This is a genomic window from Olsenella sp. DNF00959 (assembly GCF_001553055.1).
In the GTDB taxonomy this organism is placed as follows: Bacteria; Actinomycetota; Coriobacteriia; order Coriobacteriales; family Atopobiaceae; genus Olsenella_I; species Olsenella_I phocaeensis.
This window is the reverse complement of sequence record NZ_KQ960133.1, coordinates 432840-448753: the sequence shown is the minus strand read 5'-3', so window position 1 is coordinate 448753 and position 15914 is coordinate 432840. Positions and strand designations below refer to the sequence as shown.

Sequence of the window (15914 nt, the reverse complement as noted above, 5' to 3'; positions counted from 1 at the left end):
TCTCTCTTGTGGTCGTTCACGGTCGTTGCGGCCGTCCGCAAGGTGCTCGGCCACCTATGCGAAAGACAGCATTCTGTGCGAAATGCTGTCGAATTTGACGTTTTCCCAGTTGAGGCGAGAAAAAGTCAGCAAATCTCACAGAATGCCGTCTCGGCGTTGCCACCGCAGCATCGCCAGAGCCGTGGAGCCTGCCGCTGCGACCCCCAACGCTACCAGCCCAGCGCTTCCGCCAGGCGCACGAAGTCGGCGGTCGCAAGCCGCTCCGCGCGAGTGGTGGGAGCGATGCCCGTGGCGGAGAAGGCGGCGTCCAGGCGCTCCCGGTCGAAGCCCGAGGCGCCCATGGAGTTGCGTATGGTCTTCCGGCGCTGCGTGAAGGCGGCGTCGATCACGGCCGCGCACGCCGCGACGTGCTCGGACGAGAGGGGCGTGCCGTCCGGTCCCAGGCAGGGACGGCGGTCGATGCGCACGACGGCGCTCTGGACGTGGGGCGGCGGCATGAAGTTGCCGGGACCCACCTCGAAGCGCCCCGTGACCTGGGCATAGAGTCCCAGCTTGGCCGTGTACGCCCCGTAGTCCCTGCCGCCCGGCGTGGCCGCGATGCGGTCGGCGACCTCGGCCTGGACCATCACGACCTCGCGGCGGACGCGGGGCATGTGCTCGAGCGTGCGCAGGATCACGGTGGCCGCGACCTGGTAAGGCAGGTTGCTCACCAGGAGGCGCGGCTCGGGGTCGATGCCCGCGAGGCCAAGCGCGGCGACGACGGACGAGAGGCCCTCCGCGTCCACGCGCAGGGCGTCCCCCATCACCAGGGCGAAACGCTCGGAGTCCCTCTCGCAGGTCTGGGCGAGCACGGGCTCGAGCGCGCGGTCGGCCTCGACCGAGACCACGGCTCCCGCCTGTCGCAGGAGCGCCACGGTGAGCGTCCCGATGCCGGGTCCGACCTCGAAGACGACGTCATCGGGACCCAGCTCGGCGAGCCGTAGGATCTTCGCGACGACCCCGTCGCTCACCAGGAAGTTCTGTCCCAGACGGTGCTTGGCGAAAAGGCCGAAGGCGTCCAGGACCTCGCGGGTCGAGCGGGGGTTGGCCAGCCAGGAGCTGGGCGTGGGATCAGACGTCGCGCCACACGACCCAGCCGCCTGGCTCGAGCCGGGCGCGCCTCCGTCCGGCAAGGCGCCACCGGAAAGGCCGACGCCCCTCTCGCCTGGCTCGATGCCCACGTCGCCCCCTTACTTCTTCGCGGCGAGGCGCGGGAAGAGGGCGTCGCCCTTGGTTACCTCGACGCCACCGACGAGCCCTCCCCAGGCGCAGGCGGCCGCGAGGTCGTCGCAGGAGGCCTCGTCTCCCAGCGCCATGCGACGCAGGACCTCGGCCGAGGTCTGGGGCATGAAGGGCGCCAGCAGGTGGGCGCAGATTCGGATGGACTCGAGAAGGTTGGTGATGATGTCGGCGAGCTCCTGGGCGCGGGCGGGGTCCTTCGCAACCGTCCAGGGGGCGGAATCCTCGACGTAGTGGTTGGCGGCGTGGACGAGCTCCATCACGACGTCCTTGGCCCCCACGTAGTCCAGGCGGTCCATGCGCTCGGAGTAGCGCCCCTCGATGCCCAGGGCGATGTCGCGCAGGGGGTTCTGGCGCTCGGCCCAGCCGTCAGCGAGCTCCGGCGTCCTGCCGTCGAAGTACTTGGCACTCATGTTGAGCGCGCGGCTCACCAGGTTGCCCCAGCTGTTGGCCAGGTCGGCGTTGTAGACCTGCTCCATGCGGCTGAAGCTGATGGCGCCGTCCTCGCCGGGGTTCACGTCGGTCATGAAGTAGTAGCGGTAGCCCTCCACGCCCAGCATGTCGATAACGTCCTGGGGCGCGATGGCGTTACCGCGGCTCTTGGACATCTTCTCTCCCTTGCCGGTCTCCTCGTTGCGCACCATGAGGAAGCCGTGGGCGAAGACGTGCTCGGGCAGGGCCTCGCCCACGGCCATGAGCATGGCGGGCCAGATAACGCAGTGGAAGCGGATGATGTCCTTGCCCACCACGTGGAACTGGGCGGGCCAGCGACGAGCCAGTTCGGCGGCCGCCTCGTCACCACCCTGGCCGTAGCCCACGGCGGTCATGTAGTTGAGGAGGGCGTCGAACCACACGTAGGTGACGTGCCTCTCGTCGAAGGGCAGGCGGATGCCCCAGTCGAAGCTCGTGCGGCTCACGGAGAGGTCCTGGAGCCCGCCCTCGACGAAGGTCCTTACCTCGCGCATGCGGAAGTCGGGCTCGACGAAGTCGGGATGCTCGTCGTACAGCCTGAGCAGGCGGTCCTGGAAGGCACTGAGCTTGAAGAACCAGGACTCCTCCTGGACGCGCTGCAGGGGACGGCCGCAGTCGGGGCAGAGGTGCTGGCCCTCGGTGTGGTTGGCCTCGTCGGACTTGCTCACCTGGGTCTCGGTGAAGTAGGTCTCCTCCGGCACGCAGTACCAGCCGTCGTAGGAGCCCTTGTAGATGTAGCCAGACTCGCGCATGCGCTCCCACAGGTACTGCACGGCCTTGACCTGGCGCGGCTCGGTGGTGCGGATGAAGTCGTCGTTGGAGATCTCGAGGGTCTTCCACAGTCCCTCGAAGAGGGGGGCCTGGGAGTCGCACCACTCCTGGGGGCTCACGCCGTGCTCGGACGCCGCCTCCTCGACCTTCTGACCGTGCTCGTCCATGCCCGTGAGGAACTTCACGTCATAGCCCTTTGAGCGGCGATAGCGCGCCTGGACGTCGCAGAGGACGGTGGAGTATGCGGTGCCCAGGTGGGGGGCGGCGTTGACGTAGTAGATGGGCGTGGTGATGAAGAAGGACGGCTTGTCCATGCGATCTCTCCTGACGACGGTCCTGATGGCGGACGCCCATCTCGATGGCGAATGCCAAAATGAGCAACTAGGCATTGTACATCAGGCGAGAGGGGCGCCCTTCGCGGCCGGACGCGACGACCGGGTCGAGGCCTGGTGGCGGCCGGGACTAGGCGGCAGCAGCGGGACAACCGCGACAGCTGCCCCCGACGGACAGGCTCGCGACACACGGGCGCGACGGCCTCGCGGCCCACCTCCCTAGCGGCGCTTCAGCGAGTTGAAGAGACCGCGGGTGAGCTGGCGCGTCGCCTCGCGGCCGAAGGTGCCCAGAATGGAGTTGGCGAAGCGACCCACCTGCTTGGCCATCTGCTCCTGCTTCCTCTGGGCCTCCCGCTCGGCGCGCGCCTGCTCCGCCACCTCGCGCTTTGCGGCGGCCTCCGCCTCGCGCTCGAGCTGCCTCTGCTGACGTTCCTGCTCCCTCTGTGCGGCCTGGGCGGCCTTCTCCTCCGCCTTCTGGCGCTCCCTCTCCGCCTTCTGCGCCTCCTTCTGTCGCTGGGCCTCGAACTCGGCCTTCTCCTTCTCGAAGGCGGCACGCTCCGCGGCGAGCTTGGCGTTGGCCTCTGCCTCCGCGTTCTGGCCCTCGATGGTCTCGTAGGCGCTCAGGCGGTCCACCGCGGTGCCGTACTTATCCATCAGGTCGCCCTGGCCGGCAAGGACGGACTGCATCACGTCGGCGTCCGCCGCGGCCATGCGGCACTGGGGGAAGAGCACCTTGGCGCGCTGCACCACGCTGGGCTTTCCCCCCTCGTCAAGGAGCGAGACCAGCGCCTCGCCGGTCCCCAGGTCCTGCAGGGCCTGGGCGGAGTCGAAGGCGGGGTTGGCGCGGAAGGAGTCCGCGGCGGCGCGCACGGCCTTCTGCTCCGCGGGGGTGTAGGCGCGCAGGCCGTGCTGGATGCGGTTGGAAAGCTGGGCCAGGACCTCGTCGGGAATGTCCGACGGGGACTGGGTGATGAAGTACACGCCCACGCCCTTGGAGCGGATGAGCTTCACGACCTGCACGATCTTGTCGCGCAGCCCCTTGGGCATGCCATCGAAGAGCAGGTGCGCCTCGTCGAAGAAGAAGACGAAGCGGGGCTTGTCGGGGTCGCCCACCTCGGGCAGCCCCTCGAAGAGGGACGAGAGCATCCACAGCAGGAACATGGCATAGACCTGCGGGCTCTGGATGAGGCGGGAGGCATTGAGCAGGTTGACGTAGCCACGGCCGTCGGGCGCGCAGGCAAACCAGTCATCGAGCTCCAGGCTGGGCTCGCCGAAGAAGACGTCGCCTCCCTGGTCCTCGACGGCGATGAGCGAGCGCTGTATGGCGCCCACCGACTGGGCGGACACGTTGCCGTACGTCGCCTGGTATTCCTTGGCGTGCTCCAGGACATAGGCGAGCATCGCGCGCAGGTCCTTGAGGTCGATGAGGAGGAGTCCCTGGTCGTCGGCCACGCGGAAGACGATGTTGAGCACGCCCTCCTGCACGTCCGAAAGGCCCAGGAGGCGGCTGAGCAGGGTGGGGCCCATGTCAGAGACGGTGATGCGCACGGGGACGCCGTCGCCGCCGAGCATGTCCCAGACGCGCATGGGACAGCCTTGGAAGGAGAACTCGTCCTCCTTGATGCCAAAGAAGTCCATGCGCTGGCGCAAGTTGTCAGAGATGGCACCGCCCTGGGCCATGCCCGTGACGTCACCCTTCACGTCTGCCATGAACACGGGGACGCCCGCGTTGGAGAAGCCCTCGGCCAGGACCTTGAGGGTCACCGTCTTGCCCGTGCCCGACGCGCCGGCGATGAGCCCGTGGCGGTTGGCCTGGTTGAGGAGCAGACAGCAGGGCACGTCCCCCTGAGCGACCCAGATTTTGTCGTTCACGAGCATGGGCATCCTCCGATCGGTGCGGGCTGGTCATGGGCCAATTGTACGACGGGGGTGGGACGCGAGTCCGGCCGGGGTCGCTGGCGTAGCTTTGACGGGTGGGATGGATGAGACGCCTGGGCAGCCGCGACTCTCGCAAAAAACTTTGTTCGTGCGAGAAGAGCCCATCTCCAACTGGACAAACGTCGGCGATGCTCACATCTTTGCGGGGATGTGCGAACGGCACGGCTGGGGGCACGGAACGGCCGCACCTCTCGCCTGGCAGACCAGCCGTCGCACCGAGTCGTTATTGCTCCAATCGATAACCAGGTGTCCCAAAAGCGATGTGCCACCATGTCTCTTGAGCTGCCACAATGTGCAGTCGAGAAGAACCGTGCGCCTGCGCGGCAGGCCCGGGCGCAAAGACGAGGAGGCACGAGCGATGGCAATTCCGTATGACAAGAGGACCCCACACCGCTTCGACGTGGTGGGCAGCTTCCTGAGGCCGGCGGAGCTCCGCCAGGCACGTGCTGCCTTCGAGGAGGGCCACCTGGGGCAAGATGAGCTCACCCACATCGAGGACGCGGCGATCCGCGAGCTGGTGGCCAAGGAGCAGGCGGCGGGCCTCGGCACCATCACCGACGGGGAGTTCAGGCGCCTGACCTGGCACCTCGACTTCATGTGGGGCTTTGCGGGCATCGGCCACAGCAAGACCAAGGACGGCCTGCCCTTCCATGGCGAGGCAGCCAAGATCGACGACACCTACCTCACCGGCAGCCTCGCCTACAAGGGGCACCACCCCTTCGTGGACCACTTCCGCTTCGTGCAGGACCTGGAGGACGCCAACACGGTGTCCAAGCTCACCATCCCCGCACCCGCCCAGTTCCTGGAGCAGCTGGCCATGCCCTTCGCGCTCCAGAACACCCGCCGCTACTACGCCGACGACCAGCGCCTCGAGGACGACCTCGTGGCCTGCTACCAGGCCTTCATCCAGGACGTATACGACGCCGGCTGCCGCAACCTCCAGTTCGACGACTGCTCGTGGGGCCTGTTGGTCGACCCCCACGCGGAGCAGTTCTTCGGCACCGACGCGGCGGGAATCGAGCGCACCAAGGAGCGCTTCCTGCAGGTCAACAACCGCGTGCTGGACGCCCGCCCCGAGGGCCTCACCATCAACACCCATGTCTGCCGCGGCAACTTCCACTCCACCTGGGCCTGCGAGGGTGGTTACGACGACGTGGCGGGCACGCTCTTCGCCCGCGAGCACGTGGACAACTTCTTCCTGGAGTTCGACGACGACCGCTCAGGAGGCTTCGAGCCCCTGGCGCAGGTCGCAGATGGCAAGAAGGTCGTCCTGGGCCTCGTCACCACGAAGTCGGCGCAGCTCGAGGACTGCGGGCAGGTCGTGGCGCGCATCCACGAGGCGGAGCGCTACCTCCCGCTCGAAAGGCTCTGCCTGTCCCCGCAGTGCGGATTCGCCTCGTGCGAGATTGGCAACAAGCTGAGCGAGGAGCAGCAGTGGGCCAAGGTCGCCCTGGTGAGGAGCATCGCCGAGGAGGTCTGGGGCTAGGCGAGACCAACGACAGGGTCGCGCGGCACTTCGTCGACGCGGGCGAGAGAGGCGGGCTCCGCTATTGTTCGGCCGTCCTCAGCACCAGATCGTAGACCTCGGAGCGGGGGCGGCCGAACTCCTTGGCGAGCCGCTTGGCAAGGCCGCTCTTGGGCTCGTCGGCCGCAAGCGCCGCCGCGATGGCGTCCTCCAGCGTCGCCGGCCCGGAGCCCGCCGCGTGAGCGCGCTCGAGGAGCTCGTCCTCGCTGGGGGCGCCTATGACCACCACGCACTCCCCCCTCAGGCCCTCGCGGTCGGCGACCTCCTCCGCGACCTGGGCAGCTGGCCCGCGCACGACCTCCTCGTGCAGCTTGGTGAGCTCACGCACCAGCACCACCTGCCGCGTCGGAAGGACCCGGGCCACCACGGCGAGCGTGGATGCAACGCGATGCGGCGACTCATACACCACGAGCGCGCCCGGCACCTGTGCCAAGGCCTCGAGACGCGCCGCCATGGCCCCCTCCCGCCGAGGCAGGAAGCCCTCGAAGAAGAAGTGCTCCATGGGAAGTCCCGAGGCCACCAGGGCACAGGTCACGGCAGAGGGACCGGGGATGACCTCGACGCGCAACCCACGGTCGAGCGCCGCGTCCACCAGCTGCTGGCCGGGGTCCGACACGCCGGGCATGCCCGCGTCGGACACGAAGGCCACGCGTTCGCCTCCCTCGACGCGCGTGAGGATGCCCTCGACGCGCTGGGCGAGGACGTTCTGGTCGGCCCTCTGCAGGGGGACGCGTATGCCAAAGTGGGCCAGGAGCTTGCTGGTCACGCGGGTGTCCTCGCAGAGCAGGAGGTCAGCCTCGGCCAGGGTGCGCACGACGCGCGGCGAGGCGTCCTCGAGGTTGCCGATGGGCGTTCCCACGACGGAGAGAAGCCCCTCTCCCCCGCCCTCGCAGCCTGTCGTGCCCGCACTCGTGCCCGCACCTGCCCCCACGCCGGGACGCGCCCCCTTGGGCGATCGGTCAGTTGCCCGGTCGTTTGGTTGGCCACCCGGCTGGCGGGACGGCCGCAAATCGAAATCCATCACACGAGCATCCTTCGCTCGAAGGTTGCCAGGGACACGCGGGCGTCCCAGCCCGAGAGGCGACCCTCCGTCTTCCAGGTCTGGAAGAACCAGGCGGGGCAGCCCTTGAACGCCGCGATCTGCTCGGACACGAAGACGCGCTCTAGGGCGATCCGGCCTTCGGGCGTGGTGGCGGAGTCCGAGAAGGGCAGCGACCCCGACCACTTGCCCACCATGACGGGAAGCCCGCTCCTGCCCGCGAGCTCCAGCGCCTTCTGCGAGCTCAGGGCGAGCTTGCGGATGCCGGAGGGCCCGGCACTCTCCACCTTGTCGAAGTAGTGGTAGAGGTGGCAGTCGAGCCAGACGTTGTGGTAGCGGCGCGGGGCCATGAAGCGACTCCAGGCGCCGTGACGACCTGCGTCCGGCACGATCACGGCGACGTCGTCGCCCGCGTTCTGACGCACGGCCTCGTATGCCTCGCGGTAGTAGTTGCGCAGGGTGTGCAGGGGGACGCCGTCCGTGAGGCTGAGGCCATGGCGCTGCTGCGCCACCGGGTCGTCCGCCACCTCGATGCCGGCGAAGGCGACGCGCAGGGCGTAGCGACGGGAGAGCGCGGCTACGACGCGCAGCATGTCGTCCTTGTAGCGCGAGAAGTCGCCCCGGTTGCGCAGCATGTCCGCCTCGGCGCTGGGCACGCCGGGAGAGATGGCCAGCGCGAGGACGATCTTGAGGTCAATCTCCTCCGCCCACTCGAAGGCCTTGTCCACGTAGTCGACGCACGAGACGAAGGGCCCCGGCTCGGGGCCGGCGTGCCCGAAGGCGTACCAGGGCACGGGCAGGCGCACGGCGTTGAAGCCGCGTGCGGCGATCTGGACGAAGTCGGCCTGCGACATGAAGCCCTCGCGGTGACGGAGCACCAGCTCCCGGTAGCACTCGCGGCCGAGGGACGAGACGAGCCGCTCCTCCTCGAGGACACCGGAGTCGGCGAAGAGGGACGGCGTGACCCAGGGCTCGAGGACGAGCCAGCCGGTGAGGTTCACACCGTGTAGGGCACGCTCTGCCATGGGACGCTCCGATTCGCAGGTAAAGGGGGCAAAATCACTTGCTGGTCACTTGCTGGTTCGAGTATAGCCCGAGGATGGGACACATTTGCCAGCGTCGTAACCACCCACTTCTCGCCTGGCGCGCGAAAGGGGCGATGTGGGTCGTTGCAAGCGCCCCTCTCGCCCAGGGGCCACCCACTTCGGACGCCTCGTGACGTCATAACCGCCCACTTCTCGCCTGCCGCGCGCGAGGCGAGAAGTGGGCGTACCAGCCCTGCGGCGCAAGCAGCCCAGCACGTCAATCCCGCGGCGCAGCTTCGCCCGCGCATCACATGGCGTGGTCGGACGAGAGATAACAGCTCTTCTCCACTCCCCGTCTTCGATTACATGGGATACTCTCCACATACGAAGCGGTGGCGGTGGCATATGCCGGCCGACCCAAGAAACCACGCCAGCCAGGGGGGGAGGGCGCATGACGCGGCACGGATGCACGCGTGGGTTCGTCCCGCGTCCAGGCTCCACGGGCGGGCAGGTGGCCCGATGAGCCCCCGCAAGCCCACCAGGCGCGATGGTGGCAGGTCCGGCTCCCGCCCGTCCAACTCCAAGCAACCCGCCAGGCGCGGCGCGAGCGGGCGGGACGGTGGGTCTCGCCGCCGGGGTTCCGGCAGTCCTAGCTCCGCCAGCGGATTTCCGCGCCAGGTCCGCGGCACCACCTCGACGCGCCATGGCTCCGCCCGCACGGAGGCCGCCCGCACGGGACTTTCCTCCCGCCGCGGCGCCACGACCCGGACCGCAAGCTCGCGGGGCATCACCACTCGCGCCGCAGGCAACCACGGACAGGTTGGCCGCGGGGGCACCAACGTCGGCCGCGGGGGCACCAGCCGGACCGACGGCCCTTCCATCACGCGCACCGGCTCCCCGCGTCGCGGCATGTCGCCCATGGCGCCGCCCACGCCCTCCGACCCGTCGGACTCCCGCCGAAGGATCAACAAGGCACGCCGGGACGCCCAGGCGAAGCGGCGCGAGGCGTCGGGGAAGAAGGAACGGCGCAAGCCGCCCAAAGAGAAGATCATGACCGCCTCGGCCATCGTCGTGGTGGCCGCCGCGCTCGTGGCGTCAATCGCCTACTACGTGACACACCCCACAAATTCGGCAAGCCCCACCGAGAGCTACGCCGAGCCCAAGGTCGAGGTCGTGAACCACGCGCCAAACGCCGTGGACACTTCCGCGGGAGACGCCTCGCTCGCGCGCGACAACAGCGTCTTCGACTGGTCAAGGCTCGACAGCTCCGACCCCAACCACTACGCCTACAAGTTGGACGGGACCACGGTGTCCAAGCTGGGCGTAGACGTATCCGAACACCAAGAGGAGATCGATTGGGAGAAGGTCCGGGCAGACGGGGTCTCGTTTGCCTACCTGCGCCTGGGCTATCGCGGGACCGTGGCGGGCAACATCGTGGTGGACTCTCTCTTCCGCAAGAACCTGCGCGACGCAAAGGCCGCCGGGCTCAAGGTGGGAGCCTACTTCTACTCCCAGGCAACGACCGCCGCAGAGGCCGAGGAGGAGGCCGACTTCGTCCTCAAGCGGCTGGACGGCAACGAGCTGGACTATCCCGTGGCGTTTGACCTGGAGCCGTCCGACGTCATGGCCGGGCGCTCCTCTCAGATGAGCGCCCAGGAGCTTGCCCAGGTTGCGCTGGCGTTCTGCAAGCGCATCGAGCAGGGCGGATACACGGCGATCGTCTATGGCAACCAGATCGACCTAGGCTATTACGACCTGGAGGAGCTCGCGTCCTACGGCTACTGGTACGCGGAGTATGGCTCCACGCCCAGCATGAGGCTGCGCTTCGCGCTGTGGCAGTACAGCAACGCGGGCACCATCGACGGCATCAACGGGCCGGTGGACGTCGACCTGGACCTCACGTCACTGCTGCACGACGGGGCGGAGGGATAGGACCGGGCCGGCGCGCAACGGGCGGCCGCGGCGGGTCGAGGACGAGCGCCTCTCTCGCCTGGCACACGCACCGTCACGCATACGTCCGCTCACGCGCGTGCTCGCACTCGCCGCGCACGCTCCCGGTCGCCGCGCACGCCGTTGTGCGCGTGACATTCATCGCGCGCGCCATTACGCACAAGACATTCATCGCGCACGCCGTTGCGCACAACGACGAGGCTTGCCAACTGGGCAAACGTCGAACGCCATGTGCGTTATGGCGTGCAAGGCGAGAGGGGCGTGCGTTCATGCTTGGAGGACGTGCCGCTCCGGACGGCAGCACGCCGGCCGTGCCCCAGTCACCCCGCACCCCCATGCGCCCCAGCCGCCCGCAGCCGCCGCCATGCACCGCCCATCCCGCAGCCGCACTCACCATGCGTTCCGGCCCCTCCATGCATCCGACGCAATTCACCCTTGACTCCCCTTTCCAAGCTCCCTACAATCCAACTCAAGTTATGAGTGATTGCTCATATACGCATCATCTAGGGAGCGCACCATGGAAGAGAAGGAAAACAGGGTCAAGCTCGCACGCATCCTGACGTCTGCGGGGCTCCTCGTGGCAGCGGCGATAGCCAGCCGCCTCGCGAGCCTCAGTCTCTGGCAGCAGCTGTTCCTATACCTGCCTGCCTACCTCGTGGCGGGCTACGACGTGGTGCTCGAGGCGCTGGAGTGCGTCGCGCACGGCGAGCCCTTCGACGAGGACCTGCTCATGACCATCGCCACCGTGGGCGCCCTCCTCATCGGCTTCCTCCCCAACGGAGAGCCCGAGTTCGCCGAGGCAGTCTTCGTGATGCTCTTCTTCCAGGTAGGCGAGCTCTTCGAAGACCTGGCCGAGGGCCGTGCACGAGACTCCATCAGCGAGCTCATGGACATCCGACCCGACGTGGCAAACCTCGAGCGCGACGGCGAGCTCGTCTCGCTCGACCCCACGGAGGTGCACGTGGGCGACGTGGTGCTGGTTCGCCCAGGCGAGAAGGTCCCCCTGGACGGCATCGTCCTGGACGGTCGCTCGAGCCTCAACACCGTAGCCCTGACCGGCGAGAGCCTGCCCCGCGACGTGGCGCCCGGCGACGACGTGGCCAGCGGCGTGGTCAACGTGAGCGGCGCCCTGCGCGTGCGCGTGAGCAAGGAGTTCGACGAGTCCACCGCCTCGCGGATCCTGGACCTGGTGCAGAACGCAAGCGAGGGCAAGTCACGGAGCGAGAGCTTCATCAGCCGCTTCGCCCGCGTGTACACCCCCATCGTGGTCTTTGCCGCCATCGCGCTGGCCATCGTCCCACCCCTACTGTCGGGCGACTTCGCGGCGAGCCTCTCGGTCTGGCTGCTGCGCGCGCTCACCTTCCTGGTGGTCTCGTGCCCCTGCGCGCTGGTGATCAGCATCCCGCTGACCTTCTTCGGCGGCATCGGCGGGGCGGGCCGGCGCGGCATCCTGATCAAGGGCTCCAACTACATGGAGGCGCTGGCCAAGGCCCAGACCGTGGCGTTTGACAAGACAGGCACCCTGACCCAGGGCAGCTTCGAGGTGGAGGCCGTGCACCCCGACGCCATCGACGCCAACAGCCTGCTGCACCTCGCGGCCCACGTGGAGCGCTACTCCATGCATCCCGTCGCCGTGACGCTGCGCAACGCCTACCCCAACGAGCATGATGACTGCGACGTGAGCGACGTGGAGGAGGTTCCCGGCCAGGGCGTGCGTGCCATGGTGAACGGCAGGCAGGTCGTGGCGGGCAGCTCTCGCCTCATGGAGAGCGTCGGCGCCCAGTGGAGGCCCTGCGACCATAAGGGCGCCATCATCCACGTGGCCGTGGACGGCGTCTATGTGGGTCACATCGTGGTGGCCGACCAGGTCAAGGCAGGTGCGAGGGAGTCGTTGGCCCGTATGAGGGCCGAGGGGGTCCAGCGCCTGGTGATGCTCACGGGGGATGGTGGCGAGGTGGCCGAGCAGATCGGCGGCTCGCTGGGCATCGACGACGTGAGGGCAAACCTCCTGCCAGGCGACAAGGTGGCCGCCGTCGAAGGACTCATCGCGAGCAAGCCCGAGGGCACGACCGTGGCCTTCGTGGGCGACGGCATCAACGACGCACCGGTCCTGGCGCGCGCGGACGTGGGCATCGCCATGGGAGCCATGGGTTCCGACGCTGCCATCGAGGCTGCGGACGTGGTGCTCATGAACGACGGCCTGGACAAGATAGCCGAGGCCATTCGCATCGCCCGGAAGACCCTGGCGATCGCGCGGCAAAACATCGCCTTCGCCATCGGCGTGAAGCTGGCGATCCTGGTGCTGGCAGCGCTGGGGCTGGCCCCCATGTGGCTCGCGGTGTTTGGTGATGTGGGCGTCATGGTGCTGGCGGTACTCAACGCGAGTCGGATGCTTCGGATCTGAGGGGCGATGACGCACTCGCGCGTGAGTCCAACAGAAGGGGCCAACTGACAGGAACCGCAGGTGAACCGGATGGGTTGCCTGCGGTTTTCTCACTTATGCCGCAGCAGCCGCCCTCGCTTGTCTACCTTTGTCTGTCCCCGCTACCGTTCTCTATGCCGATTCTTGATTCCGACATCGGTGACGACCATTCTCTATGCCATCTCCTGACCCTAGTCGCATTCTCTATGCATTTCCCTGAAGCCGTCCGACAAAAGCCCAGGTAGATTTCCGTCGGGTTCAGGAATCGGCATAGAGAAGAGGATGGAATCAGAGAGATGCATAGAGAACAAACGAACGGGGGGAGAAAGGGACGGGGGGCGGGGGGATGACTCCGGAAAGGCGAGAGATGCCAGCGGAGAGAAGCCTCCCTACCGGCGCCTGTCGCGCCGTCCGCGCAAGCCCACGACCAGCGCGACCACGCCCACGACGCAGATGGCAGCGCTCAGCTTGATCATGCCCCAGCTGGCGTCGCCGGTCTTGGGCAGCCTGAGCCCCAGGACGGTCGGACCCTCGGGCTCCTTCTCCCCCGGCCGGCCCGGCTGGCCTGGCTCCACCGCCCCCGCAAAGCTGTGACGATAGGCGATGGCGTCGGTCTTCTCTCCCTTGGAGTCCTTGACCTCGACCCAGCCGATGCGCAGACCCGAGGCGGAACCGGGGTCGCTCTGGACGCTCACGCGGACGTCGTACGTGCCATTGTCCACGCTCAGGCCCTCGGCGGGACTGGAACCGGCGACGCCCAGACAGCTCAGCCTGTAGGAGTACTCGCCCACGTGGTCGAAGGCAATCCTTCCCGGAGCGGCGGAGCCCGTGGCAGAAAGCGCGATCGACTGGGTCGCGTCGCCCGTGAGCGCGAAGCCGTACCTTCCGCCGTCCGCATCCGCGGGCAGGGGCGCGCCGTCGACGGCAGCCAGCTCGTACTCGAACGTCCCGTCGACGCCTTCGGGTACCCGGCCCGTCACCACGAAGCTCTGCGCCACGTCAATCGAAAGCGGCCCCTTGGCCAAGGCCACACGCACGGGCAGCAGGGAGACCACGAGCGCCAGCAGGCAGGAGGCAAGCGCAGGCATGGAGCGAGAGAGGCCCCGCGTCGGGTCCGTAGCGTTCTTCCTCACGAGCGATCACCCTTCCTTGCGCCTCGGCTCCCCTTGCGTCCCCGCGAGGGAGCGCCAACCACCCAGGCCAGCAGCAGGAACACCAAAAGTCCCAGGCCGATCTTCGCCCAGAGCGCGAGCCCCTTGCCCACCGTGCCCGCGAGCGTGCGGTCGACGGACTCCTCCGTGAAGTCGTTCTGGAAGGTCTGGTCGATGACCTTCGCCACCACGATGTGCCGGTCGTTGGTACCAGACCCGCAGGTGGAGAGGACGAGCATGTGGTCGTCCGGAGTCAGCGCCCCATCCACCCACTGACCCGCATGGGACTTGAGGTAGGCAAGGAACTCCTCCGTCGAGGGAGAGCTCCCCACCGATGTGCTGTACACGACCTCGTCGTACGCGTCTACGAGCAGGTAGGCGCATACCTCGACGCCGTGGTTGGCACCCCCGTAGTAGATGTTGCCACGGCGGTGCCGGTTGAAGTACTCGCCGTCCCCGAAGCGGTCCAGGTCGCCAAACATGAGGGAGTTCTCCATGTGGTGTCCAAAGACGATGGTGCTGGGCGCGGAGAAGTCCTTTGGGCTGCGATAGTCCAGGAAGAGCGAGCCCGAGAGGGCAAACTCCCCCATGGGGTTGACGTTGAGGTACTGGTCGTTGTCCTTGCCCTGCACCAGGGGGTAGTCGATCCCCGTGCCATAGAGCGTGAGCCAGCCCAGCACGTCGGGGTTCCTAGCCTCGAGCTCCTCGAAGCTGGGGTCGTCGTTGGAGCTGGGGCGGTAGGACTCGAACTGCTCGCGGTCCGCCTGCTCGACCACGCGGTTGTTGTCGAGCACCGCGTAGGCCGTGAAGCAGACGATGAGCATCAGTACGGAGAGAACCACCCCGTCGACCAGCCAGTTTGTGAGTCGGATGGCACCAAGGGCCAGCCGACGGGGCAGTTGGCGATTCATCTAGCGCTCGAGCTTCCTCTTGGCTGCGCCATAGAGCACGACGCCGGCCACGGCCACGCCGCCCATCAGGACGAAGGGCAGGTTGTTGAGGACGATGCCCGTGGGGGTGACGGACTCCTTGTTGTTGGTGACGGTGGCGCCGTTGGCAGCGTCATCGGCAACAGCCTTCGCCTCTGCGAAGACGCCCGTGGTAGTGTAGCCGTCCTTGTTGGCCTCGGACTCCTCCACGCTGTACTTGGTGCCGATGACCACGTTGTCAAAGGTGACGGTCTGGCCATGCTTCAACTTGAAGGTGACGGTGCCGTCGGCGTTCTGGATGCCCTCGACGCCACTGGCGGTGATCTGACCCACGCTCCAGCCGGCAGGAACGTTCGTGGGCGCGGTGAACTTGACCGTGAAGTTCCAATCCTTGTTGTGGTCGCCAGAGCCGCCCGTGACGTTCTTGGTGACCTTTACGGCATTCTTGGAAGGTTGGCCCGGAGTGTCTGGGGTGGTCTTCTCAGTGAAGGTGTTTTCGAACTTGACATCGCCCTGGGCAACCTTCGTGCCAACCGCGCTGGTGGTGGGATTCTTCTCGAAGGTCACGCTCTTGACGGCGACACCAGAGCCCCCGTTCTCCACGTAGACGCGCATGAGGTACTTGTCGGTGCTGTCCACCATCGTGCCACTGGCGCCGTCGGTGTTGGTGATGTCTTCCGCCTTGGTGGCGTTCTCGCTGATCAGGTAGGCATAGACGCCAGCGTGGGTGTAAGTCGGAAGGGTGACGGCCTGCGCCTGGGACTTGTCTGCGCCATCACCAGTGGCCTCGAGCGTGATGTCGCCGATCGTGGGGATGAGCCCGTCGGTCGACTCCGAGCTGCCGCCGTTGCCCGTGTCCACCGTAACGCCCTCGACCTTGAAGGTGAACTTGGCCTTGACGTGCGACCCCTCGTTGGTCTTCAGCACCTTGGTGATAGAGACGTTCCCGCCGCTGATGACCTTGCCCGCCGCATCCCCGCCGACGCCATAGCCAGGCTCCGCCGCCAGCGCGGGCGTGATCCCTCCGAGCGCGAGAGCGGCCGTCAGGGCCACTGCCGCAAGCTTGCTCTGCATCCTCATGTT

The 15914-nt window shown here is 67.4% G+C and carries 11 protein-coding genes; 3 read left to right on the top strand and 8 right to left on the bottom strand.

Annotated elements, in window-relative coordinates:
- Positions 1-209: 209 nt before the first annotated feature.
- The 3 genes from rsmA to HMPREF1868_RS08885 all read right to left on the bottom strand — a co-directional run bounded on the left by rsmA (position 210) and on the right by HMPREF1868_RS08885 (position 4730).
- Entirely contained in the window at positions 210-1220 is a 1011-nt protein-coding gene (rsmA, locus tag HMPREF1868_RS08895; RefSeq protein WP_197414993.1) for a 16S rRNA (adenine(1518)-N(6)/adenine(1519)-N(6))-dimethyltransferase RsmA, read from the bottom strand.
- A gap of 9 nt (positions 1221-1229) precedes the next feature.
- Positions 1230-2834, bottom strand: coding sequence for a methionine--tRNA ligase (gene metG / locus HMPREF1868_RS08890; protein WP_062531726.1), 1605 nt, complete (start codon positions 2832-2834; stop codon positions 1230-1232).
- A 237-nt stretch (positions 2835-3071) separates the two neighbouring features.
- On the bottom strand, positions 3072-4730 hold the full coding sequence (locus HMPREF1868_RS08885) for a helicase HerA-like domain-containing protein (RefSeq protein WP_062531725.1): 1659 nt from the start codon (positions 4728-4730) through the stop codon (positions 3072-3074).
- A 418-nt stretch (positions 4731-5148) separates the two neighbouring features.
- On the opposite strand from HMPREF1868_RS08885, the gene HMPREF1868_RS08880 reads away from it, so the two are divergent.
- Positions 5149-6276, top strand: a complete 1128-nt coding sequence (locus HMPREF1868_RS08880) for a 5-methyltetrahydropteroyltriglutamate--homocysteine S-methyltransferase (protein ID WP_062531724.1) — start codon at positions 5149-5151, stop codon at positions 6274-6276.
- Positions 6277-6337: 61 nt separating this feature from the next.
- Here HMPREF1868_RS08880 and rsmI read toward each other — a convergent pair whose 3' ends face one another.
- On the bottom strand, positions 6338-7336 hold the full coding sequence (gene rsmI / locus HMPREF1868_RS08875) for a 16S rRNA (cytidine(1402)-2'-O)-methyltransferase (protein ID WP_197414992.1): 999 nt from the start codon (positions 7334-7336) through the stop codon (positions 6338-6340).
- Complete coding sequence (locus tag HMPREF1868_RS08870; protein WP_062531722.1) at positions 7336-8379, bottom strand: glycoside hydrolase family 5 protein; 1044 nt, start codon at positions 8377-8379, stop codon at positions 7336-7338. The genes rsmI and HMPREF1868_RS08870 overlap by 1 nt, the downstream gene beginning before the upstream one ends.
- Positions 8380-8898: 519 nt before the next feature.
- Here HMPREF1868_RS08870 and HMPREF1868_RS09630 point away from each other — a divergent pair.
- Together HMPREF1868_RS09630 and HMPREF1868_RS08855 are read left to right on the top strand one after the other, a co-directional pair.
- Positions 8899-10311 carry a glycoside hydrolase family 25 protein gene (locus tag HMPREF1868_RS09630; RefSeq protein ID WP_156439454.1) on the top strand — a complete coding sequence of 471 codons (1413 nt, stop codon included), beginning with the start codon at positions 8899-8901 and terminating at the stop codon, positions 10309-10311.
- 535 nt (positions 10312-10846) lie between these two features.
- A complete protein-coding gene (locus tag HMPREF1868_RS08855) occupies positions 10847-12733 on the top strand; it encodes a heavy metal translocating P-type ATPase (RefSeq protein WP_062531719.1) in 1887 nt (628 codons plus the stop codon).
- 407 nt (positions 12734-13140) lie between these two features.
- On the opposite strand, the gene HMPREF1868_RS08850 is transcribed toward HMPREF1868_RS08855, so the two are convergent.
- Genes HMPREF1868_RS08850 through HMPREF1868_RS08840 form a run of 3 tightly spaced genes read right to left on the bottom strand, consistent with a single transcriptional unit; the run spans position 13141 to position 15911 of the window.
- The gene (locus HMPREF1868_RS08850) at positions 13141-13884 is read right to left on the bottom strand and encodes a hypothetical protein (RefSeq protein ID WP_062531718.1); all 744 of its coding nucleotides are present in this window, start codon (positions 13882-13884) and stop codon (positions 13141-13143) included.
- Entirely contained in the window at positions 13881-14813 is a 933-nt protein-coding gene (gene srtB, locus HMPREF1868_RS08845) for a class B sortase (protein WP_062531717.1), read from the bottom strand. The genes HMPREF1868_RS08850 and srtB overlap by 4 nt, the downstream gene beginning before the upstream one ends.
- Positions 14814-15911 (bottom strand): DUF7601 domain-containing protein, encoded by a 1098-nt coding sequence (locus tag HMPREF1868_RS08840; RefSeq protein ID WP_062531716.1) that lies wholly within the window; start codon positions 15909-15911, stop codon positions 14814-14816.
- Positions 15912-15914: the final 3 nt, after the last annotated feature.